Genomic DNA, 21,090 nt, shown 5'->3' with positions numbered 1-21,090 from the left:
CGCCTTCGATTGTAGGAAGGCCGCACGGGGGCGCACAAAAACAGACCGCCAAAAGTCGTTTCAGAGTTTGTCGAGGTGGTGTTCCACGGCAAAGACGGCCGCCTGCACACGGCTCTTGATGTTGAGCTTACGCAACACGCTCTGCACATGCACCTTCACGGTGGATTCCGCGAGGTCAAGCGCACGGGCGATTTCCTTATTGGAAACGCCGCGGGCCAGCCACGCCAAAATCTGACGTTCACGGGGCGTAAGCGACTCCACGTCAGGAGCCGGGGCCGCGAGATAAGAGTCGCGCCGCAGTTTCATTACGAGCTTACTGGTCATCTCTGGAGAAATGACCGAGTCACCCGCCACGGCGTGGCGCACGCTCTGCAGCAGAAAGTCCGCGTCAATCTTCTTTAAAAGATAACCGCGGGCACCAAGCCGCATGCATTCGGCTAGATCATCACCGTCTTCGCTCACGGTGAGCATCAGCACCGCCATGTTGGGATCGGCTTCCAGAATCTGCTCAAGCGCCTCATGCCCGTTCATGGTGGGCATATCAAGGTCAAGCAGAACCAAGTCGGGCTTAACCTGCTCCACGAGCTTGACGCCCTCAAGACCATCGGCGGCTTCGCCCACGATCTCAAAGTCGTTCTGACGCGTCAGAAGCGCCTTCAGACCGCTGCGGAAAAGCGTGTGATCGTCAATGAGCGCAATCCGGATTTTTTTGACTGCCTCAGTGTTATCGGCGGCTTCCATGCTTTTGACTCCCAAAAGTCCTCAAAAACTGCGCAAACAGAAACAGCTGCACAGTCTCTGACGGTTAAATGTGTTTTACGCGTGCGCGGCGCCTTCATCGGCAGCAGCCGGGGCCGCACCGCTTTCCTGGGCCTTGGCCTGCGCCTGTGCGAGACGCTGCTGATAAAGCGCTTCAAAGTTCACTTCCGGCAGATGCACCGGGGGCAGTCCTGTACGGGTCACGATGTCGGCGAGGTTGGCACGCAGATAGGGGTAAACGATCGTCGGACACATGACGTTGGTGAGGTGCGCCACGGCTTCGTCGGGAATGTTGCGGATATCAAAGATACCGGCCTGCTTGCCTTCCACGAGGAACATCGTCTGATCCTTCACGGTCACGGTGATCGTGCCGCGCACAACCACTTCCCAGGCGCCTTCCATCGGAAGCCGGCGCTGAGAGACCTCAAACTGAATGTCCACATTGGGCTGCTCGGCGGGCGCCGTGAGGAAAATCTCCGGGGCGTGCGGCATTTCAAGCGAGGCGTCCTTTAAGTAGCAGCGCACGAGCTGGAAGCTGGGCTGCTGCGCCGCTTCTTCGTTGGCAGGCTGGGCATTGTTGGTGGTGTTTTCTTCGGCCATGGATAAACTCTGTCAAAAAAATTCGGACTGAAAACAAACGGTCTGCCGGCTTTATCCGAAGCAGCCGGCAGACGCCGAAAAACCGGGGAAAAAAATCAGCGCGAGAAGGGAAGCTTAGCGGTACGCCAGGCGTTTAAGCCGCCCGCGAGAATAAAGACTTCCTTAAAGCCCGTGCCTCTTAAAAGGGGCGAAGCCATCCGGGAGCGCCGGCCGTCGTCATCGACGAGAAGCACCGGGCGCGTCTTATCGAGCTTACCGAGTTCGTTCTGAATACGGTCGGCGGGAATATTAACCGAGCGGGCGATGCATTCCTTTTTAAAGTCCGCCGGGTCTCTGAGATCCACAATCTGGGCGTTTTTATGGTTGATGAGTTCGGTGGCGGAGCGGTTGTCGACTTCCGGCCCCCAGCGGCGCTTGGCAACGTAAGGCCACGCAAGCGAAACCACGCACACGCAGATAATGGCAATCAGCAGAATATTGTCCAGCAAAAAGGCGTTCACGATTGACTACTTTCACTTAAAGGAAAAATCCTTTCGCCGACTGCATCAGCACAGTCTTTTTGGAAAGGGCGCAGTCCGTCATTATAGAATGACGGAATAGGCTTCTTTTTTCCTGATCTAGGGCAGTCAATACCATGCATAAACTCGTTCTGATGCGCCACGGACAAAGTCAGTGGAACCTTGAAAACCGCTTTACCGGCTGGACCGATGTGGACCTCACCGAACAGGGCCGCGCCGAAGCCAAAAAAGCGGGCGAACTTCTCAAAAGCGAAGGCTACGGGTTTGATATTGCCTTTACAAGCGTTTTAAAGCGCGCGATCCGCACGCTCTGGATTACGCTTGACACACTGGACGAAATGTGGATCCCGGTGAAAAACTCCTGGCGCTTAAACGAACGCCACTACGGGGCGCTGCAGGGGTTAAACAAAGCCGAAACCGCCGCCAAGTACGGGGAAAAGCAGGTGCTTATCTGGCGCCGTGCCTACGCCACGGCCCCCAATCCGCTGCCCGAGGGGGATCCCCGCAGTGCGCTCACAGATCCCCGGTATGCTGACGTCGATCCGAAACTCATTCCCGCAACCGAATGCCTCAAAGACACGGTCGCCCGCGTCGTTCCCTACTGGGAAGAAGTGATTAAGCCCACGGTTGCCTCGGGTCAGCGCGTCATCATTGCCGCTCACGGCAATTCCCTGCGTGCGCTCATCAAGCATATTGATAAGGTGAGCGATGATGACATCGTCTCGCTTAATATCCCCACGGCGCAGCCCCTCGTCTACGAGTTTGACGATGCGATGAACCCGATCCGCCACTACTACCTCGGTAACGCCGAGGAGATTGCGGCGGCGGTGGCTGCCGTCGCCGCCCAGGGTAAGGCAAAGTAAGCCCGATCGGAGAAAAGCCGGCCCGCCGGAGGTTTACCGGGCCGGCCGGATTATTTCTGCCATGCAGCAGCGCTTTATCCCGCGGGTGTTGGGCCCGCTTGCCGTGTGTGCCGCCCTTTTGGGCGCGGCATCAGCGGTGTTGCCTGCCTGGAGCAAACCATCGCCCGACGCAGACCGCAAAACACTCACCCGTGAGCGCGACTCCCTTAAGGGGCAGATTTCCGACATCCGCCGCGACATCAACCGCAAGGAAGCGAGGCTTGACGCGATCAACACCGATCTCAGAAAAAGCGAACAGGCGATCAGCCGCAGCAGCCGGACCCTTAAAGAGTTGAGCGAACAGAAAAAAGGCGTTGAAAACCAGCTCTCCGACTTAAGGCGAGAAGCCGCGATCGTCGGCGAACACGTTAAGGACGCCGAGGGGACGGTCGCTTTGATCAGCCGGGCGCAGTACATGAACACGCTACGGCATCCCTGGCAGACGGTTTTGATGGGCGGCAACCCCAACGACATCTCCCGCATGACCGGGATGCTCCGATACATGGCGCGCGAACAGGACCGCACGATTGACCGCCTGGAAAACCGGCAGAAAAACATTGCCGAGGTGACGCGCAAAACCAACGCCAAACGCACGGAACTCGCCAAAATCGAAAAAGCCGAGCAGGATAACCGCCGGCAGCTTGAGCGTGAGAAAAAAAGCCGCGAGACGGCGTTAGCCGACCTCAAAAAAGCGCTGGACAGCCAGCGGGCCCGCTACGAGCAGCTCGTCAAAAACGACCGCGAACTCAGTAACCTCATCGCAGGGATCGACAAGCGCATTGCCGAGGCCGCCAAAAAGGAAGCCGCCCGGCAGCTTGCGCTTAAAACAGAGGCGGAAAAGCGCCGCCGCGAACAAAAAGCCACGGCCCGCACCGAGCCCCCTGCAATTGCCTCACCGTCGCTTAATTTCAGGTCACTTCGCGGGAAACTTCTCATGCCCACGCGCGGCACGGTTACGGCGCGCTTCGGCCAGAAACGCGCGGGCGCTGCGGCAAGCCTTCCCTGGCGGGGTCTTTTAATCCGCGCAAAACCGGGGCAAAGCGTGGTGGCCACGGCCCCGGGCACCGTTGTCTTCAGCGACTGGATGCGCGGCTTCGGCAACCTCCTCATTCTCGATCACGGCTCCAACTACCTTTCCGTCTACGCCAACAACGAGTCGCTTTATAAGTCTGTGGGCGACAAGGTGCGCCAGGGCGAAACCATTGCGAGCGTCGGCAGCTCCGGAGGCGAAGACGAGCCCGGCCTATACTTTGAACTCCGTTACAAAGGAAAACCCTTTGACCCGAGCCGATGGCTTGCCCGGTAAGCCCGCGCTTCGGTATTCTTGACGTCTTTGGTATACGTGTGCACCGCTTTTACTGCGCTTTGCTGCGGCAAAATTTCCGGTGCTCAACCGGCGTACCCTCAACAAACATAAAAAACTGACTCTCCCCTCGAGATCATGACCATTCGTACATTCATGCGCTCAGCGGCACTCGCTGCCGCGGGCGTTGCCTGCGGCGCAGCGCTTACCGTGAGTCTCACGGCTTTTGCCGAAAAATCCCGTACGGTACAGCTGCCGGTCGAAGACATCCGGCTCTTTGCCGACGTCTTCGGCTCCGTCAAAAACTATTACGTGGATGAGATTTCGGACAAAAAGCTCCTGGAAAACGCCGTCAAAGGCATGGTTGAAGGGCTCGATCCCCATTCGACGTTTCTTGACGCGAAAGCCTACGCGGACATGGAAGAAAGCACGATGGGCGAATTCGGGGGCCTGGGGCTTGAGGTTACAAAAGATCCTTCGGGCGTCAGGGTTGTCTCCCCGATTGACGACACGCCGGCGGCCCGCGCAGGCGTCATGGCGGGCGACCTCATCATCAAGATTGATGACAAAGCCACGGCCGATCTGAGTCTGAACGAGAACGTCAAGCTCATGCGCGGCAAACCCAAAACAAGCATTGTTCTGACGATTGCCCGCAAGGGGTCGGCAAAACCCATCGTCATTAAGCTTGAGCGCGCGATCATCAAGATTCAGTCGGTAAAAAGCAAGCTTCTCACCGATAACGTGGGCTACATCCGCATCTCGCAGTTTCAGGAGCGAACGGCCGATGATGTGGCGCTTGCCTACACAAAACTTGCCGATCAGGCGCCCCTTAAAGGCGTGGTGCTTGATCTGAGAAACAACCCCGGGGGACTTCTGCAGGCCGCCATCGGCGTCTCCGCTGTGTTTCTGCCGGAACACAGCCTCGTTGTTTCCACCCGCGGGCGCACCCCTGAAAACGAGAAAAAGTACCTCGCTGTGCTGCGTGACTACGCCGTCGGAAACGAGTCGCCGGACCATATCGCACAGGTTCCGGAATCCGCCAAGAGCGTGCCGCTCGTGGTTCTCGTCAATCCCGCCTCGGCTTCGGCCTCTGAAATCGTCGCGGGCGCCCTGCAGGACCACAAACGCGCCACGATCATGGGAACGCGCTCCTTCGGCAAGGGCAGCGTTCAGACCATCATCCCGCTGCGCGTCAAAAACGGTGAGACAACGGGCGTGAAATTTACGACCGCACGCTACTACACCCCCTCGGGCCGCACAATTCAGGCCAAGGGCATCACCCCCAACATCGCCGTAGACGATACGCCGGAAGGCAATTACCCGTCCTTTAACCTCAGAGAGTCCGACCTCGCGCACCACATTGAGGTGACGGACGGCAAGAATGAGGACGCAAAGGCGGCGAAAAAGGAAACGGACGACGCCGGTGAGGAGGCCTTTGACGAAGAAAACGCCAAAGTACCGACCCTTCGCTACATGTTCGGAGACGACAAGGACTTTCCGCTTGAACAAGCCAAAAACCAGCTTCTCGGCAAAAAAGTGATCACGCACGCCGAAACGCAGGCAAAGCTTAAGGCTGAAGCCAAGACCGCCAAGGAAAAAGCCGCCAAGGAAGCCGCTCAGAAAGAAAAAGCCAAGGCAAAAACCGACGCCAAGGGAGAGAGCAAATGACCAATCCCGCAGCTGAACGCTACAGCCGGCAGGTGCTTCTGAAAGAATGGGGCGAAGCAGGTCAAAGAGCGCTTTCTGAAGCACACTTTGTGGTGATCGGCGCCGGCGGCATCGGCTCCCCCGCACTTTTGGCGCTCGCGGAAGCCGGCGCCGGCCGCATCACGGTGATTGACTCCGACACGGTGGATGAAACCAACCTGCCGCGTCAGATTCTGCACATTCCGGCGCGCATCGGCATGAATAAGGCTGAAAGCGCGAAGCGGATGCTCTCCGACATCACGCCCGACGTGCCGGTGACCGCGGTCGCGGAGCGCGCAGACGATGCGCTTCTGGCCCGGCTTCTCGACGAAAAAAGCATTCTTCTTGACTGCTCGGACAACTTCAAAACGCGCCACACAGCAAACCGTGCGGCGCACGCCGCACGCAGACCGCTTGTGACGGCCTGCGCCGTGCGCTTCAGCTTTCAGATCGCGGTCTTTGACTTCAGCCGGCACCCCTCGCCCTGCTACCAGTGCACGTTCCCCGAAGACGAAGAAAAGGATGTAAAGGCCGCGCAGACCGGGGTTTCCGGGCCCGTCACCGCGATTGCCGGGATGTTTGCCGCGCAGGAAGCGATCAAACTCGTTTTGGGCGTAAAAGGCCTTGACGGGAAACTGTTGATCGGCGACACGCTCACCATGAAGTTTGACGTCATGGGCCTCTCCGCAGATCCGGCCTGCTCCGTCTGCGCAAAATAATTCCGGCGGCGTCCGTAAAAAAAGCGGCACGGGTTTTTAAGCCTCTGCCGCTTTTTCCACATCAGTGCAGCCGCCCCCAGTAGAAGGTAAGCGCCGTACTGCGACCGAAGGTTTGCCCGAGCACCATGTACATGGGCCCGATCCAGGTGTCCGCTCCCAAAAACACAGACCCCGCCTGCTTCCACTCGCGGCTTTCTTCCGCGTAAAACGCCGTGTCGTTATAGGCGCGCCCCACCTCGTAACTCATGCCGGCGTAAAGCGCGATGCCCTTTTCTTTTAAGGGCGTGGCAATCGAGCGCATGAGCATCACGCGGCCCAGGGCCATATGGTCGCCGGAAAACCGTCCGTAAGGCGACCCCGAGAGGTTGAAAACGCCGCCGAGCGTAAAGATCCCGGGAAGCGTTGATACTCCGTAGCGCCCGGAAAGAATCATGCTCCAGTCGTCGTTTAACACCACGGGCAGCACACCTTCCACCGTGTAGACCGTATCGTTTGTGCTGCGGCTGACGCCGTCGTTGACGTCCGGATTAAAAAGCCGGTGCACCTGCGCGTTTAACAAAAACCCGGAGCGCGGGAAGTTGACGTTATCCAAGGTATCGAAATTCACCTCGGCCCCGGCAAAAGGGGCGCTCGCCCGGTATTTAAGCCCCGGCGCGCCGATGTCGCGGTCGGCGTAAAGCCGCATGTAGCCTGCGGAAACCGATGCAGTACCGAGCCGGCCGAATTCGTAGCCAAGAGAGACGTCTGCCGTCACCTGCGTGTTGTTGTAGCGGGCATACGGAATGTCGTCCCCGTCGTTATCAGCATAGAGATCCACCCCGGTGCGCTCGGCTTCAATGCGCGGCAGCACGTACCAGGGAGAGGCTGCACCCAGAGGCTGATACCACTCGGTTTTGGCTCGCCGCGTCTCACCGAACTGCAGTTCGGTTTTCCACTCGGCTCCCCAGTCATTTAACCACCCCCAGGTGTGCGCAAGAATCACGTTGAAGCTGTGGGTGCGGTCGGCGTCAAACTGGACGTTGCCGCCGAAGCGCAGCACGGAATAACCCCAGCTTTTTTCATCGGGCTCAAAAACGAGAACCTCCGTATTGCGCGGCCCCGGCTCAAAGCGGTAGGGAACGCTTCTGAAGTCACCGTCAGCCCAGACGCGGCGCGCAGAGCGCGCCACATCTTCGTCGGTCACGGGTTTTGAGATATCGAGGTCAGCGTCACGAAGCACCGTTTCGGGATTAACGGTCTTAAGCCCCTCAACCCGCACTTCGGTGACATGATGCACGGCGTTGTCAGTAAGCCCCGCGAGCACCCGGGAGCGCCACTTTTGGTACTGTCCGGGAGACACCCGAAAGCGCTCAAGTTCAGCTCTGTGCTTCATCACGGCCTCATAGCCCGCGCGTTCAATCGCGTCAAAGGCATTGAAGTCGCCCGCCGTAAAGTCCGATAAGTCAGGCGTAATGAGAATGTCGCGGTCGGTGAGCGACGCAATCGACGCCCGTACGTTTTGCTCGGTGAGAATATTGACCATCTGCCCCATGATCCCGAAAACACTCTCGAGCTTCTCACGCCCGAATAAAGGAGTGCCGACATTGACGGCAATCACGCGCTCAGCGCCCATGGCACGGGCTTGATCCACGGGGAGGTTATCCGTGAGTCCCCCGTCCACCAAAAGCGCCTTACCGTAGGGAACCGGCGCAAAAGCGCCCGGAATCGACATCGAGGCACGCATGGCTTTGGAAAGCGTCACGCCCTCCTGTAAAACCACTTTGGCCCCCGTGACAAGGTCCGTTGCTACGCCCGCGAAGGGAATGGAAAGTTCTGAGAGGTTATTGATGCGGCTCACGGGCTGCGTCACGCGCGCAAGGAATATATCGAGTTCCTGCGTGGGCATGACTTCTGCGGGAAACGAGACGCCATTTGCCGACACCCCGACCTCACCCGCACCGATTCCCGCAAGGTCATCGGCTTTTCTGCGCCAGGTAAGGCTCGGACGGTCGGCCCGGGGAGCAAACATCTTCGCCCAGTCCACTGCCTTTGTGACGCGCGCGATTTCCTCAGGCGTATAGCCCGCGGCAAAGCCGCCTCCGACCATCGCGCCCATGCTTGTTGCCGCCACCACGTCAATCTGGATACCGAGTTCCTCAAGCGCCCTTAATACGCCGATATGCGCAAAGCCACGGGCACCGCCCCCGGAGAGCACAAGCGCCGTTTTCGGAGGCTCCTCCCCGTCCGCGGCATAAGCCGCCTGCGCGGCACCTGCCGCAGCAAACGTTAGTAGCAAAGTAAAAAACAGTCGGCGCATAACGGCAGAACAAAAAACGGACTCCAGGAAAGCGTATGATACCGCGGCACTGCCTCTTTTCTCAGAAAATCAAGGTGTTGACACCAAAAAGCGGGGTTATCGGCAACGATTCCTGTCCGTAAGCGCCGCCGCGCGCGGAATTTGTGCGGGCGTGCTCTACAATGGCACTTTGAACGAGTGCCGCAGAAGACATGTCTTTTGTCGGCCCTTTTATGATGTTTTTTCGCTTCTGACGGGAAAAGGACTCTGCGCCCATGCCGATGATTGACATTAAAAACGTGAGCAAGTGGTACGGCTCATTTCAGGTTCTCAAGAACTGCTCGACGTCCGTGGAAAAAGGCGAAGTCGTGGTGGTCTGCGGACCGTCGGGTTCGGGTAAGTCCACGCTCATTAAAACCGTCAATGCCCTGGAACCCTTCCAGCAGGGCGAGATTTTTGTGGACGGCGTCAACGTCGGTGACCCGAAGACGGATCTGCCGAAACTGCGTGCGCACGTCGGCATGGTGTTTCAGCACTTTGAGCTTTTCCCGCATCTGACGATTATCGACAATCTGACGCTTGCGCAGATCAAGGTGCTCGGCCGCGGCCGCGAAGAAGCCACAGAAAAAGGCTTAAAGCTTCTGGACCGCGTGGGACTTTTAAAGCAGGCTCCGAAATTCCCCGGTCAGCTCTCGGGCGGCCAGCAGCAGCGCGTGGCAATTGCCCGGGCCCTTGCAATGGACCCGATCTGCATGCTTTTTGACGAACCGACCTCTGCGCTTGACCCGGAAATGATTAACGAAGTTCTGGACGTCATGGTGCAGCTTGCCGGTGAAGGCATGACGATGATGGTGGTGACGCACGAAATGGGCTTTGCCCGTAAGGTCGCTGACCGCGTGGTCTTTATGGAAGCGGGCCAGATTCTTGAAGACAGCACCAAGGAGCAGTTCTTTGAGGAACCGACGAGCGAGCGCGCCAAACAGTTCCTCTCCAAGATTCTCTCGCACTGAAAAAACGCTGTTTCCTTCGTGCAAAAGCCCGCAGCCGCGGGCTTTTTTGTTGCCCGCGCTTTCTGTTTGTCTTTCTCATCAAGGAGTCTACCTTCCCGGGGAAGTGCCCGTTGACATTGTCCAAATGTCCCGGGACACCCCGCACATAGACTCCCCGACAAGAGATCTGAAGCAATGCAGGCTTTTTAAACCCTCTGCAACGCAACTCTCTCGGAAGATTTCATTCCAAGCAACAACCGCCAAGGAGAACTTTATGCATCTCGCGCCGCAGCATACTGGGAACAGCAGCCGCACTTATGGGGACCGCAGGACTCGGAGCCGCGCAGGCCAAACCGGTCAGCGCTCCCGCAAAATATGATGAAACCACCGACGTAATCGTGATCGGTTCCGGATTTGCAGGCTTGCCGCCGCTTACGAGGCCGCCAAAGCCGGCAAAAAGGTCATCGTGCTCGAAAAGATGCCGACCTTCGGCGGAAACTCCGTCATCAACGGCGGCGAAATGACAGCTGTCGGCGCACCCCAGCAGAAAGACGCAGGAATCAAGAACAGCCTTGATCTTTGGATGAAAGATACCGTTACTGCCGGCCTGGGGCTCAACCAGATGGACAAGGCGAAGGAGCTTGCCGACAACATGATGGTCTGCTACGAGTGGCTGAAAAACGAAATGGGCGTCAAATTTAAACCCGTGATCACCCAGGACGGCGGCCATTCCGTCCCCCGTTCAGTGGTTGCGGATAACGGCTCCGGTTCCGGCTTTATCAACCCGATGCATCAAAAGTGTGAACAAGCGGGCGTATCCCTGCTTGCGGCAGAACTGGCCGAAGGCAGTCTCGCTCATGATTTCCCTGGCAACAACTGCGCTGTGGGCTTGAAGGTAGGTCACTCCTTTAGGGAGCTTGAGGCTGGTCATGAGCTTGGGATTTCCTTTGTTGGGCAGCATGCCGCAACCTGCTTGCTCTCTGGCAATCCTGAGCCAGTACGAGATCGTTGATTTGCCAATCGAGTACTGCTCCACGGCTTCAGAGATACTGTTTTTCCAAAGTTACGGCTTCACCGCAAAATGCACCGGCGTGTTCCCGCTCTTTCTGACCGCTTCAAGCGCTTCTTCAGAGAGTTTTCCGAGCGGCACCAAATCCGGGGAGTGCCGGAAAGGCCCCGTAAACACCGCAAGGTTTCCCCACGGGATGTAGTACGTAAGATCCCCTGCCGCAGGCGTTGTTTCCCGCGGCGCGGAGCCGAGGTTAAGCGCTTTTTTGAGATACGCAATACGCTCGACGGCGCCGAAGTTTTCAAACGTGACTTCCAGCGGAAGCCTGCGCATCAGGTCCCGGGCCGCATCGTTTTCAAGAAGTTCGACGGCGTAGCTTTTTTCGCCGACCGTCATTTCAATGACGGCGGCATCGGCCGCCGCTGCACCGGCCGTCACTGCGGCAACGAGTCCCATAACCGCTTTTTTCATTTTTTCTCTCCCGAAGGGCGTCATCCGGGAGAACGTTAACGGGAAAAAGCGGCCGATGACTGACAAGGCCCGTCAAAATATTGCCCGAAACTCTTTTCTGGCGTTTCTAACGTTTTTCCACCCACCACATGACGGCCGCAGCCGCAATGAGCATGATTAAGGGCGGCAGCACCGCCATCGCCACCGGTGACCAGGTGTTGATCACCCCAAGGAAGGAAAAGATGTTGTTAAGCGCGTAAAACGTGATACCGATCATGAGACCCGCGAAGATCTTGATCGAAATGCCGCCCGAGCGGGCATTAAGGTAGGCAAAGGGCATCGAAACCGCGAGCATCACAAAAATGGCGAGCGGATAGAAAATACGCTTCCACATCGCCGTTTCATAGCGCTCGGTGGTCTGTCCGTTTTCCCGGAGGTAACCGATGTACTGCCAGAGAGAGCCGATCCCCATACGCTCAGGACGAATCGTGAGTACCCCCAGAAGGTCTGGCCGCATCTGCGTGGCAAGCAGAAAGTCCGCATGCCGGCGGATCCCGGCCTTTTCAATCATGGGGCTCTCGCCTTTGGCAAGTTTGGGCAGCGTCTCCACCGTCGCGTTTTTCAGATGCCACCCTTCACCGGTAATGTAATTGGCGCCTTCGGCGTGAATCACGCGCGTTAACGCGTTGTCCGGCGTAAATTCAAAAATACGCCAGGCACCGGTGCGCGAGCCCTTGCCTTCGGCAAGCAGGTTTCTCACGTTCACAAAGCGGGTCAGAAGGGGAGAACCCTGCGCGTCCTTCACGACGTCACGCACCCAGATACCCGAATCGTAGTCGTGGGACGACAAGGTGCTGCCGGAAACCTCCGAGCGCATTTCGTCTCTGAGCTTATAAGTCTCAGGCGCCACGAATTCGCCGATACCGTAGGTGACGACCGAAAGAATGATGCCGGAAACGGAGAGCATTGCCGCAAGGCGCACGGGCGAAAGGCCCGACACGCGCAGAATCGTGAATTCACTCGTTGCGGCCCAGCGGCTCAACGTGTAGACCGCGCCCACAAGTGCTGCCACGGGCATCACTTCGTAGATGCGGGTCGGGAGGTTTAACGCCGTAAAAATCAGGCCGTGAATAAGGTCGTAGCGGGTGCCGATGCGGCCCAGCTGGCGCACAAACTCAAAAAAGGCAAAAAGCGCCGTGAGCGCAAAAAGCACAAAAAGCGACGCAATCAGAACTTCTTTTGTCAGATGCCGGGCGATGACGCTCACTTTTCATCCCTCCCGATCCATTTGTAAGGAAGCTCCGTGAGCTTCAGAGGCAGCCACCGCACAAGCCACACGCGCCGTACAAAGAGCAGTGCCGTGAGCAGAAAGACGCCGCCGTTTAACGCAATCAGTCCCGTCACCCAGCTGATCTTGCCGCCTCTCACCCAGGTCTCCGCAATCGAAATACCGTTTAAGTAGAGAATAAAGATCAAAACGGCAATCACCATCGAAAGGCTTCGTCCGGCTCTGGGGTTCGTGTAGGAAAGCGGAATCGCGAGAAGCACGAGGTTTAATGCCGCCAGAGGCCAGCAGAGACGCCAGAGCAGTTCAGCGTTGGCGGCATTGGTGTTGATCGCCGTGAGCATCGCCACCGGCATCATGTCCACGCTCATGCTCGTAAGCGCCGTATCAGCCTTGACGCGGATCAGCATGTCGTAGCGCGCAAAATCCAAAACCTTCCAGGAGGCCCCTTTATCCGGATCCGTTTCATAGCGGCGGCCGTCAGAAAGCGCAATGTAGCGGTCACCGGCGTCGTTGGTGCGCACCGCGCCTTCGCCTGCGTGCACAATGATTTCCGCGCCGTCCTTGCGCTCACTCATGAAGACGTTGTGAATGCGCGAGCCGTCTTCGGCCGCGTCTTCAATGAAAAAGACGCGCTGTCCGCCCGCGGTTTCAATAAAGCGCCCGGGGGCGATGCGGTTGACGTCTTCTTTCTGCTGAAAGGCTTCCGTCGTGCGTTCAATCTGGCTTTTGGCCCAGGGGGTGAGCGCAATGGAGAGAATCCCCACAACGAGAATCATTGGAAGCGCAAAGCGCAGCACCGGGCGGATCCAGGAAAGAAGGCTCAGGCCCGCGGAGCTGAACCACACCACCATTTCGCTGTCCTGCCAGCTTCGCATGAGCACCATCAGTACGGCCATAAAAAGCGACAGGGCCACCAAAGGCGGGAGATTTACCAGGCTTGAATAGGCCACCAGTTCAAAAACGGTCGCCGAATCGACGCTGCCGTCAGCGGCCTCCCCCAGAATTTGGACGAGTCCGACCGTCAGTACGATGGAAAACAACACCGTAAAGACGCCGCCCGCGCTGTTGGCGAGCTCATTAACGAGTGAACGTCGGAAAATCATGAGTGGACCCGGTCCGGGGGCAAATGAAAGTTAAGCCTGATTCGACCGATTTTAGTTTAAGAACCCGACAAACTGCAGCGGCAAAACACAGAAAAAGCGTTGCTGCTTTTGTCCGTATTCTGCCGCCCGTGTCTGTCGCGCCGATTAAGCGGGAATCTCTTCCGGATCCTTTTTCTGATACCAGAAATGAAGCACCGCGGTTGCAACCAAAAGGCACAGAAGCGCCGCGGAGAAGCTCCAGAGAAGGCTGCCCCCGGAAATGCCGGCCACAAGGTACCCTATACCGGCACACACGGCAACAAGGATTGAGTACGGCAGTTGCGTTGCCACATGCGAAATATGCGTGCAGCGGCTGCCCGCTGAGGACAGAATCGTGGTATCGGAAATGGGCGAACAGTGATCACCGAAGACCGAGCCCGCAAGCGTGGCGGAAAGCACCACCACCGTGAGGTTGGGATCAAGAGCCTGCACAATCGGCACTACGATGGGGATGAGGATACCGAAGGTACCCCAAGCCGTGCCCATTGAGAAGGAAAGAAACGCCGCAATCGCAAAGACAATCACCGGCAGGAACATCGCGCTCATGCCGGAACTTGTGACGATGGACTGCATGAACTGCGGGGTGCTCAAAAGTTCACGGCACACCCCCGAAAGGGTCCAGGCAAGAATCAGGATGATGTTGGCAGGCAACATGATCTTCATGCCTTCAACGCTGCCGTTAAAGAAGTCGGCAAAGGAAAGAAGCCGGCGCGGCACGAAAAGAAGCAGTGCCACAACCATGGCGCCGAAGGAAGCCCACACAAGCGACATCGAGGCCGAGGAATTGCCGATTGCCGCCATAAAGGTGTGGTACTTCGCGTCTTCACCCCAGTAGCCGCCGGAATACATAAGCGACAGGACGGAGAAAACAATGAGGGCAACCAGCGGGATAAGCATGTCCCAGACCGTGCCGCGGGGGTTGCTTTTCACCTCACGGTCGACTTCCTGCACGCCTTCTTCGGAGAGTTCCTGATCCCTCTGAGCATTGATTTCAGCTCGGCGCATGGGCCCAAAGTCGTAACTTGTGAGGCAGATAAAGACCACGAGAATAAGGCACAGCAGCGCATAGAAGTTCCACGGAATAGTGGCGACAAACGCGCCCAGTTCGCTTTCAAACGCACCGGTGTCTTTCAAAGACGACCCCACGGCCGCCGCCCACGAGGAAATGGGCGCAATGATGCAGATGGGGGCCGCCGTACTGTCGATGATGTACGCAAGCTTTTCGCGGCTGATGCGGTAAAGGTCCGTCAAGGGTCGCATGACGGTACCGACCGTGAGGCAGTTAAAGTAGTCGTCGATAAAGATCGTAAGGCCCAGACCACCCGTTGCGAGCAACGTTGAGCGGCGGCCCTTGATGAGCTTAACCGCCGCCTTACCGTAGGCTTTGGTGCCGCCCGCCATCGTGATCACGTAAACGAGCGCCCCCAGAAGCGAACAGAAGATGATGATGTTGAAGTCGAGCTTCTGGGCCATCATCTTGAAGGCGACTTCCGTTGTCCCCATCACGATGTTGCCGCCCGTGCCCACCGCGTAGATGAGCGTACCGGTAAAGATACCCACAAGGAGCGAAGAAAACACTTCCTTCGTCATGAGCGCCAAGCCGATAGCGACGATCGGCGGGATGATGGAAAGCCATTCTGCGGCATAGGGTTGCATAGTGTTGTTTCCCGTGTGTTACTGTGGAGAAACGCGGCCGTGTCATGCCGCTTCTTCTTTGGTTTTATCGAATTCTTCAAAAAGCCGGCGCAGTTTAAAGGATGCGGCTTTACGCAGAAGCGCTTCACGCGTTTCCGTGCGCCGGGGGTTGGTGACGATCACCTCGGGCATCGGGCAGAGCCTTCTGCAGTGCGGCCCTTCGGGGTCCTCGGCGCATTCCGTACAGCGCCCCGCGCGGATCCAGAAGTTGCCGTCCTCTTCGCAGATTGCCTGATGCGGGCATTCGGGCAGGCATACGCCGCAGCCGATGCATTCGTCGGTGATCATCAGAGCCATCAGTGTGCATCCCGCAGATGAGCTGCCTTACGCGCGAGCGCCTCGGCAACAGCCGGTACCACGCACTCCGTGACGTCGCCCCCTAATAGCGCGATTTCACGCACGAGCGTGCCGCTCACGTACTGCAGCTCGGCGCTCGGCGTCAGAAACACCGTTTCAGCTTCAGGCACGAGGTGCCGGTTCATCATCGCCATCTGCAGCTCGTACTCAAAGTCCGTCGCCGCCCGGGAGCTTCTCACGATGACCTGCGCGCTTTTGCGCGCCACAAACCGGCAGAGCAGATCATCAAACCCTTCGACCGCCACATTGGCGAGGTCCGCGCACTGAAGCCGCGCGAGTTCCACCCGCTCCTCAAGCGTAAAAAGCGGTTTTTTCTTGGGACTGGCGGCCACAGCCACCGTCACAAAATCAAACAGCCGTGCAGCCCGGCGCACCATATCGAGGTGCCCGAGCGTCATCGGATCAAACGTTCCCGGATAAACGGCCTGGATCATCACGGACAAAAATCAAAAGACAAGATTATGAATTTTAACGGAAATTTTTCTGTGCAAGCAAATAAAAGACAGCCCCCGCACGGCCCCGGCGCACCGAGGCAAATCCTTGATCCTGAAGCTTTTCTTCACTGATCTCCCGGTCGCTTTCCACGTAGACAACCGCCTTGTCCGTGAGTCTGGGCCTGACTGCCGAGAGCGCCTCAGCCTGCAGGCTCTCGGCAAACGGAGGATCGATAAAGACAATGTCAAAAGTCTCATTTGTACTTCCGACATAGGAAAAAACGTCCCCGCAGACGACGTTAACCGTCCCGGCTGCGCCGAGTTTTTCCACGACCGCGCGGATCTGCGCCGCGCTTTTGCGGTTTAATTCCGTGCAGACAACACGCCGTGCGCCGCGGCTTGCAGCTTCAAGACCCATGGCGCCGCTTCCCGCAAACATATCGAGCACCGTGAGGTCTTCGATCGTGCCCCCTGAAAGGTGCATGAGCCAGTCAAAGACGGTTTCTCTCACGCGGTCGGGGGTGGGCCGCAGGCCCTCGCGATCCTGCACCGCCAGAGGCGTACGCTTGAAGCGCCCTCCGATGATGCGCACGGCCCCCACACTCTTAGCCCCGGTTGCTAAACTAACCCTTTGGGCGGGCTTAACGCCCCGTCCCGACGACTGATTTTCCGAACCCGCTTTTCTCCCGTGAGAGTGAAGCGCCGGTTCTTTTTTTCCCGCACGAGCCATGGGTTTCTTTTCTCGCTTAAAACAGGGTTTGGAGCGCACGCGCATCAATCTGGCCGGTCTTTTTTCCGGCGCCGTGATTGACGAAGATTTCTTTGAAGAGCTCGAAACCTCACTGATTGCCGCCGATATCGGCGTTGAAAGCACGAATCTTATCTTAGAGCGGCTGCGCGACACGGTAAAACTCAGGGGCCTTAAAACCCCGGAAGAGGTGCGCCTTGCGCTGCGCGATGAAATTAAGCGCATCCTCCTGCCCGCGCAAAAGCCGCTTGACGTAAACCGCACCAAGCCCTTCGTGATGATGATGGCGGGCGTTAACGGTGCCGGCAAAACCACCACAATCGGCAAGATTGCCAAGTGGCTTGCCGCCGACAATAAGACCGTGCTTTTGGCCGCTGCCGATACGTTTCGGGCCGCCGCGCGCGAGCAGCTTGCGGTCTGGGGCGAGCGCAACCGCATTGACGTCGTGAGCCAGACCGGGGGCGATCCCGCGGCCGTTGTCTTTGACGCCGTGAGTGCCGGCAAGGCCCGCGGGCTTGACGTGGTGATTGCGGACACCGCAGGACGCCTTCCCACGCAGACAAACCTCATGGAAGAACTCGGACGCATCCGCCGCGCGCAGGGTAAAGCCCTTGAAGGCGCGCCCCACGAGGTAATCCTCGTGGTGGACGGCACCAACGGACAAAATGCCCTGGCGCAGGTCAAAGCCTTTGACGCCTTTGCGCAGCTCACGGGCCTTATTGTCACCAAGCTTGACGGCACCGCCAAAGGCGGCGTTCTTGTGGCAATCACCGCAAGCCGAGGCGACAGGCCGCTTCCGATATATTTTGTCGGCGTGGGTGAAAAGATTGACGATCTGCAGCCATTTAACGCCGAGGCTTTTGCCGATGCCTTGGTGGGTATCGAGCGCGAATAACCGGTAAAAAACGCTTTTTCGCAACTACTCCTTCTCGGGACGAGACACGATGACGGCAACGGAAAAACCTTTGCTTTTGGGTGCAGTGGATCTGGGCAGCAACAGCTTTCGCGTTGAAGTCGGCCGGGTTGTCGACGATCAGATTCTCACGGAAAGCTACTGGAAGGAAACCGTGCGGCTTGCCGCAGGCTTTGACGAGAAGGGGTTTCTGACGGAAGAAGCGCAAAAGCGCGCCTTGAATGCCCTCTCCCGCTTTAAGGAAAAACTCGCGGGCGTTGATCCCAAGTACATCCGTGCTGTGGGCACGCAGGCGCTGCGCGTTGCGAAAAATTCCGACGAATTTCTTCCCAAAGCCGAAGCCGCTTTAGGCCACCCCATCGAAATCATCGCGGGCCGCGAAGAGGCGCGCCTCGTGTTTTCTGGCTGCGCGCATACGCTCCCGTCTTCCCCCGAGAAGCGTCTGGTTGTCGACATCGGCGGCGCCTCCACGGAACTCATCATCGGCCGTGGGTACCTGCCCAAACAGTGCGAATCGTTTCACGTGGGCTGCGTCAACACCTCGGTTCAGTTCTTTAAAGACGGCAAAATCACGGCAAAAGAGTTTAAAGCCGCGCAACTTTCAGCTCAGGCCGAATTTGAAGAAGCGCACCAGGAGTTCAGCCACCGTCAGTGGGATGCCGCCTACGGCAGCGCAGGCACGATCGGTGCCGTCGCTGACATCGGCACGGCCTTAGGCCTTACAAACGGCGTTGTGACGCCCGCGCTTTTAAAGTACCTCAGAGACGAACTCATCAGCTCGGGCGAAATCCGCCGCATCAAGCTCGCGGGCCTCAAAGAAGACCGCCGCGAGGTGATTGCGGGCGGCATCGCTGTTTTAACCGCCGTTTTCGAAACCTTCGGCATCAAGGAGATGCGGCCGGCTTCAGGCGCCCTGCGCGAGGGGCTTCTTTACGACATTTTGGGGCGCAAGAGCCAGCACGACGTGCGTGATGCCACCGTTACGGCGATTCTTAAACGCACGAACGTCGATAAGCAGCAGGCCGCGCGCGTGGCGGCGCTTTCCGACAAGTTTTTCCAGGCTTTGTCTGACGGCAACCCTGATCCGGCGCGCAGGAAACTGCTGCAGTGGGCAGCGATGCTGCACGAAACCGGCAAGATGATCAGCCCGAGCGGCTACCACCGTCACAGCGAATACATTCTGAAAAATTCGGACCTTCCGGGCTTTTCCCGGTCGGATCAGTCCGATATGGCGGCAATTGTCCTCTCGCAGCGCGGCAACCTCAAAAAGGTGGAAAGCTGCCTTAAGGACCCGATGCTCATGCGCATGATCTGCGCGATCCGCCTTGCGGTCATCTTTGCGCATGCCCGCCGCACAGTGCGGCTTCCGGCCTGGACACTCAAAGCCGACGGGAAAACGATTGAATTTGCGCTTGACAGTGCGTGGCTTATGAAGCACCCCCTTACCGAGTATCTGCTTCATGCCGAAGAAGATGTCTGGGACAAGATGGACATTGACTTTCGTTTTGAGCGCAAAAACTTTAAAGCCGACACATCGGCCGGAGACTGACCGTGGCCGGAACACCGCTTATTGAACTCACCAACGTTGCCGTCGACTTTGACGGCAAGCGCCGCGTCTCGGGGATCACGTTTTCCGTAAACCGCGGCCAGTTCATTTACCTCACCGGTCCCACCGGAAGCGGTAAGTCGCTTGTTTTAAAACTGATTGCCGGGCTTTTAAAGCCCTCGGCCGGCGAAGTGCGCATCGGGGGCGACCTCGTCAACAACTTCACCGAAAACCAAAAGATGTGGATGCGCCGCTCGATGGGCATCATGCTTCCGGACGGCGTGCTTTTAAGAGACCGCTCGGTGATTGATAACGTCATGCTTCCGGCGCTGGCCGCGGACGAATCCTACCGCGAGGCACGCATCCGGGCCCGTCACGCGCTGCAGAAGTGCCGCATTGAGGATCTTGCGGACCTCTTCCCCGCGGAACTCTCCTCGGGGCAGCGCCAGATGGCGTGCCTGGCGCGCGCTGTTGTGAACGACCCCGTGATGATTCTCGCGGATGAACCGGCGGCGCACTTAGACCTCACAAACGCCCAGGAACTCATGAACCTTCTGGGGTCCTTCTCGCTCGGAACGGTCTCGGTGATTGTCGCTTCGCACCTGCAGCTGCTCCCTGCGAACGTCTCGCACAAAACCATTTACCTCGGCGACGGTCCCGTGACCTATGATGACGACGAAGATGAGGAGGGCGCGTCGTGCGGTTACTGACACACATCTACTGGACGATCAGCCAGACGCTGCTCGGCATCCGCGTCAACAAGGGCCCCTTCATGCTCGCCGTGACGCTTGCGGCACTGGCGCTCACCATTCCGATTTTCATCATCAGCGTCATGGTGTGCCTTAACGACACAGTAATCAACGTGCCGATGAATACGGAGATCACGGCCTTTACCGAGCGCTCTGCTGGCCCCAATACCGTCAAAGACCTCTCGCAGAAAATCAACCGGCTTCCGGGCGTCACTTCCGTGCGCATTATCCCCAAGGATGATGCGCTCAAGATGGTCAATAAAAGCCTCGGTCTGCAGTCAAAGCGCTCGGCAAACAACCCCTTGCCTGACATCATCGTTGCAACGCTCGGGAACAACGTCACCGAAAAAGACACGGAAGCGCTCGCTGCTTCCATGGAAAAACTTGAGGGCATTGAGTCGACCGCCTTTGATGACCGCTGGGCGAGTTACCTCGCGCGCCTTAAGGCCGCGCTGTACGTCACGCTCGGGATTCTTGCGTCCGTCATTCTGATTCTCGTGATTCTGGTGGTGATGTCTTCGGTGAGGATGACAACGGCCGCGCAGCGCGAAGAGCTCCTTGACCTTCACATCTTCGGCGCGAGCCGCGGGTTTGCCACGGCGCCCTACGCCTGCCGAGGGCTTTTAACTCTCGTATTTGCCGCCGCGATTTCGCTCGGGATCACCTGGATCGGCATCAGCATTCTCTCGCAGCCCGCGGCGGACTTTGCGTCGCTTTACGGCGTTAATCTGACCCTCAGACTCATCAGCACCGACTGGTGCCTCGTGTACCTCGGAGCCGCCGCCCTGGTGGGCGCCGGCATCGGCCGCTACACCGCCGGTGACGCCTTAAGAAAGCTGCAGAAGTTCGGCTTCTGACTTTACCCGGTATCAGCCTTCGCTCAGATGTTTTGCGACCGTCAAAGGCTGATACCAGCCGCCGCGGCAATAACACAAAATCCGAACTTTCCGGGTCGGCACGTCAAATGCCGTTCTTTTGTCCCTTTTGGAGGTGGGTCAATTTTTATGT

The 21,090-nt window shown here is 57.9% G+C and carries 21 protein-coding genes; 10 read left to right on the top strand and 11 right to left on the bottom strand.

Annotation, left to right across the window (positions count from 1 at the left end):
• Positions 1 to 60: 60 nt before the first annotated feature.
• The 3 genes from NXF97_RS07230 to NXF97_RS07220 all read right to left on the bottom strand — a co-directional run bounded on the left by NXF97_RS07230 (position 61) and on the right by NXF97_RS07220 (position 1,859).
• Entirely contained in the window at positions 61 to 741 is a 681-nt protein-coding gene (locus tag NXF97_RS07230; protein WP_074008866.1) for a response regulator, read from the bottom strand.
• Between the two features lie 75 nt (positions 742 to 816).
• On the bottom strand, positions 817 to 1,359 hold the full coding sequence (secB, locus tag NXF97_RS07225; RefSeq protein ID WP_022372795.1) for a protein-export chaperone SecB: 543 nt from the start codon (positions 1,357 to 1,359) through the stop codon (positions 817 to 819).
• 95 nt (positions 1,360 to 1,454) lie between these two features.
• Positions 1,455 to 1,859 (bottom strand): rhodanese-like domain-containing protein, encoded by a 405-nt coding sequence (locus NXF97_RS07220; protein WP_074008867.1) that lies wholly within the window; start codon positions 1,857 to 1,859, stop codon positions 1,455 to 1,457.
• Between the two features lie 134 nt (positions 1,860 to 1,993).
• Here NXF97_RS07220 and gpmA point away from each other — a divergent pair, with 134 nt between their 5' ends.
• The 4 genes from gpmA to NXF97_RS07200 all read left to right on the top strand — a co-directional run bounded on the left by gpmA (position 1,994) and on the right by NXF97_RS07200 (position 6,487).
• Positions 1,994 to 2,740 carry a 2,3-diphosphoglycerate-dependent phosphoglycerate mutase gene (gpmA, locus tag NXF97_RS07215; RefSeq protein WP_074008868.1) on the top strand — a complete coding sequence of 249 codons (747 nt, stop codon included), beginning with the start codon at positions 1,994 to 1,996 and terminating at the stop codon, positions 2,738 to 2,740.
• A 61-nt stretch (positions 2,741 to 2,801) separates the two neighbouring features.
• The gene (locus tag NXF97_RS07210) at positions 2,802 to 4,085 is read left to right on the top strand and encodes a murein hydrolase activator EnvC family protein (protein WP_274955568.1); all 1,284 of its coding nucleotides are present in this window, start codon (positions 2,802 to 2,804) and stop codon (positions 4,083 to 4,085) included.
• A gap of 135 nt (positions 4,086 to 4,220) precedes the next feature.
• Complete coding sequence (locus tag NXF97_RS07205; RefSeq protein WP_274955567.1) at positions 4,221 to 5,750, top strand: S41 family peptidase; 1,530 nt, start codon at positions 4,221 to 4,223, stop codon at positions 5,748 to 5,750.
• A complete protein-coding gene (locus tag NXF97_RS07200; RefSeq protein ID WP_274955566.1) occupies positions 5,747 to 6,487 on the top strand; it encodes a HesA/MoeB/ThiF family protein in 741 nt (246 codons plus the stop codon). Before NXF97_RS07205 ends, NXF97_RS07200 begins: the two co-directional genes overlap by 4 nt.
• 61 nt (positions 6,488 to 6,548) lie before the next feature.
• Here the strand turns inward: NXF97_RS07200 and NXF97_RS07195 are convergent, their stop codons facing one another.
• Positions 6,549 to 8,762 carry a patatin-like phospholipase family protein gene (locus NXF97_RS07195; RefSeq protein WP_274955565.1) on the bottom strand — a complete coding sequence of 738 codons (2,214 nt, stop codon included), beginning with the start codon at positions 8,760 to 8,762 and terminating at the stop codon, positions 6,549 to 6,551.
• A gap of 281 nt (positions 8,763 to 9,043) precedes the next feature.
• Between NXF97_RS07195 and NXF97_RS07190 the strand changes: the two genes are divergently transcribed.
• Positions 9,044 to 9,772, top strand: coding sequence for an amino acid ABC transporter ATP-binding protein (locus NXF97_RS07190; protein ID WP_074008908.1), 729 nt, complete (start codon positions 9,044 to 9,046; stop codon positions 9,770 to 9,772).
• A gap of 391 nt (positions 9,773 to 10,163) precedes the next feature.
• Positions 10,164 to 10,763 (top strand): FAD-binding protein, encoded by a 600-nt coding sequence (locus NXF97_RS07185; protein ID WP_418744450.1) that lies wholly within the window; start codon positions 10,164 to 10,166, stop codon positions 10,761 to 10,763.
• Positions 10,764 to 10,814: 51 nt separating this feature from the next.
• Here the strand turns inward: NXF97_RS07185 and NXF97_RS07180 are convergent, their stop codons facing one another.
• The 7 genes from NXF97_RS07180 to rsmD all read right to left on the bottom strand — a co-directional run bounded on the left by NXF97_RS07180 (position 10,815) and on the right by rsmD (position 16,856).
• A complete protein-coding gene (locus tag NXF97_RS07180; protein WP_274955563.1) occupies positions 10,815 to 11,231 on the bottom strand; it encodes a cyclophilin-like fold protein in 417 nt (138 codons plus the stop codon).
• A 106-nt stretch (positions 11,232 to 11,337) separates the two neighbouring features.
• Positions 11,338 to 12,477, bottom strand: a complete 1,140-nt coding sequence (gene lptG, locus NXF97_RS07175) for an LPS export ABC transporter permease LptG (RefSeq protein WP_274955562.1) — start codon at positions 12,475 to 12,477, stop codon at positions 11,338 to 11,340.
• On the bottom strand, positions 12,474 to 13,601 hold the full coding sequence (gene lptF / locus NXF97_RS07170) for an LPS export ABC transporter permease LptF (protein WP_074008875.1): 1,128 nt from the start codon (positions 13,599 to 13,601) through the stop codon (positions 12,474 to 12,476). Before lptF ends, lptG begins: the two co-directional genes overlap by 4 nt.
• A 144-nt stretch (positions 13,602 to 13,745) precedes the next feature.
• Positions 13,746 to 15,296 (bottom strand): Na+/H+ antiporter NhaC family protein, encoded by a 1,551-nt coding sequence (locus NXF97_RS07165; RefSeq protein WP_022373048.1) that lies wholly within the window; start codon positions 15,294 to 15,296, stop codon positions 13,746 to 13,748.
• 42 nt (positions 15,297 to 15,338) lie between these two features.
• Positions 15,339 to 15,632 (bottom strand): 4Fe-4S binding protein, encoded by a 294-nt coding sequence (locus NXF97_RS07160; RefSeq protein ID WP_022373049.1) that lies wholly within the window; start codon positions 15,630 to 15,632, stop codon positions 15,339 to 15,341.
• A complete protein-coding gene (gene coaD / locus NXF97_RS07155; protein ID WP_274956731.1) occupies positions 15,632 to 16,126 on the bottom strand; it encodes a pantetheine-phosphate adenylyltransferase in 495 nt (164 codons plus the stop codon). The genes NXF97_RS07160 and coaD overlap by 1 nt, the downstream gene beginning before the upstream one ends.
• A 34-nt stretch (positions 16,127 to 16,160) precedes the next feature.
• The gene (rsmD, locus tag NXF97_RS07150; RefSeq protein ID WP_274955561.1) at positions 16,161 to 16,856 is read right to left on the bottom strand and encodes a 16S rRNA (guanine(966)-N(2))-methyltransferase RsmD; all 696 of its coding nucleotides are present in this window, start codon (positions 16,854 to 16,856) and stop codon (positions 16,161 to 16,163) included.
• Between rsmD and ftsY the strand changes: the two genes are divergently transcribed.
• Genes ftsY through NXF97_RS07130 form a run of 4 tightly spaced genes read left to right on the top strand, consistent with a single transcriptional unit; the run spans position 16,855 to position 20,939 of the window.
• Positions 16,855 to 17,769 (top strand): signal recognition particle-docking protein FtsY, encoded by a 915-nt coding sequence (gene ftsY / locus NXF97_RS07145; RefSeq protein WP_274955560.1) that lies wholly within the window; start codon positions 16,855 to 16,857, stop codon positions 17,767 to 17,769. The genes rsmD and ftsY overlap by 2 nt on opposite strands.
• A gap of 49 nt (positions 17,770 to 17,818) precedes the next feature.
• Positions 17,819 to 19,336 (top strand): Ppx/GppA phosphatase family protein, encoded by a 1,518-nt coding sequence (locus NXF97_RS07140; protein ID WP_274955559.1) that lies wholly within the window; start codon positions 17,819 to 17,821, stop codon positions 19,334 to 19,336.
• A 2-nt stretch (positions 19,337 to 19,338) separates the two neighbouring features.
• Positions 19,339 to 20,043, top strand: coding sequence for a cell division ATP-binding protein FtsE (locus tag NXF97_RS07135; RefSeq protein WP_274955558.1), 705 nt, complete (start codon positions 19,339 to 19,341; stop codon positions 20,041 to 20,043).
• A complete protein-coding gene (locus NXF97_RS07130; protein ID WP_074008879.1) occupies positions 20,031 to 20,939 on the top strand; it encodes a cell division protein FtsX in 909 nt (302 codons plus the stop codon). The genes NXF97_RS07135 and NXF97_RS07130 overlap by 13 nt, the downstream gene beginning before the upstream one ends.
• Positions 20,940 to 21,090 lie beyond the last annotated feature (151 nt).

Source organism: Duodenibacillus massiliensis (assembly GCF_928721995.1).
In the GTDB taxonomy this organism is placed as follows: Bacteria; Pseudomonadota; Gammaproteobacteria; order Burkholderiales; family Burkholderiaceae_F; genus Duodenibacillus; species Duodenibacillus massiliensis.
This window is presented reverse-complemented; position numbering and strand designations above follow the sequence as displayed.

What these genes read in the sequence shown, in the direction of transcription:
- NXF97_RS07230 (WP_074008866.1), bottom strand. Translation starts at nt 741, where the DNA reads ATGGAAGCCGCCGATAACACTGAGGCAGTCAAAAAAATCCGGATTGCG.
- secB (WP_022372795.1), bottom strand. Translation starts at nt 1,359, where the DNA reads ATGGCCGAAGAAAACACCACCAACAATGCCCAGCCTGCCAACGAAGAA.
- gpmA (WP_074008868.1), top strand. Translation starts at nt 1,994, where the DNA reads ATGCATAAACTCGTTCTGATGCGCCACGGACAAAGTCAGTGGAACCTT.
- NXF97_RS07210 (WP_274955568.1), top strand. Translation starts at nt 2,802, where the DNA reads ATGCAGCAGCGCTTTATCCCGCGGGTGTTGGGCCCGCTTGCCGTGTGT.
- NXF97_RS07205 (WP_274955567.1), top strand. Translation starts at nt 4,221, where the DNA reads ATGACCATTCGTACATTCATGCGCTCAGCGGCACTCGCTGCCGCGGGC.
- NXF97_RS07200 (WP_274955566.1), top strand. Translation starts at nt 5,747, where the DNA reads ATGACCAATCCCGCAGCTGAACGCTACAGCCGGCAGGTGCTTCTGAAA.
- NXF97_RS07190 (WP_074008908.1), top strand. Translation starts at nt 9,044, where the DNA reads ATGATTGACATTAAAAACGTGAGCAAGTGGTACGGCTCATTTCAGGTT.
- NXF97_RS07180 (WP_274955563.1), bottom strand. Translation starts at nt 11,231, where the DNA reads ATGAAAAAAGCGGTTATGGGACTCGTTGCCGCAGTGACGGCCGGTGCA.
- lptF (WP_074008875.1), bottom strand. Translation starts at nt 13,601, where the DNA reads ATGATTTTCCGACGTTCACTCGTTAATGAGCTCGCCAACAGCGCGGGC.
- NXF97_RS07165 (WP_022373048.1), bottom strand. Translation starts at nt 15,296, where the DNA reads ATGCAACCCTATGCCGCAGAATGGCTTTCCATCATCCCGCCGATCGTC.
- NXF97_RS07160 (WP_022373049.1), bottom strand. Translation starts at nt 15,632, where the DNA reads ATGGCTCTGATGATCACCGACGAATGCATCGGCTGCGGCGTATGCCTG.
- coaD (WP_274956731.1), bottom strand. Translation starts at nt 16,126, where the DNA reads ATGATCCAGGCCGTTTATCCGGGAACGTTTGATCCGATGACGCTCGGG.
- ftsY (WP_274955560.1), top strand. Translation starts at nt 16,855, where the DNA reads ATGGGTTTCTTTTCTCGCTTAAAACAGGGTTTGGAGCGCACGCGCATC.
- rsmD (WP_274955561.1), bottom strand. Translation starts at nt 16,856, where the DNA reads ATGGCTCGTGCGGGAAAAAAAGAACCGGCGCTTCACTCTCACGGGAGA.
- NXF97_RS07140 (WP_274955559.1), top strand. Translation starts at nt 17,819, where the DNA reads ATGACGGCAACGGAAAAACCTTTGCTTTTGGGTGCAGTGGATCTGGGC.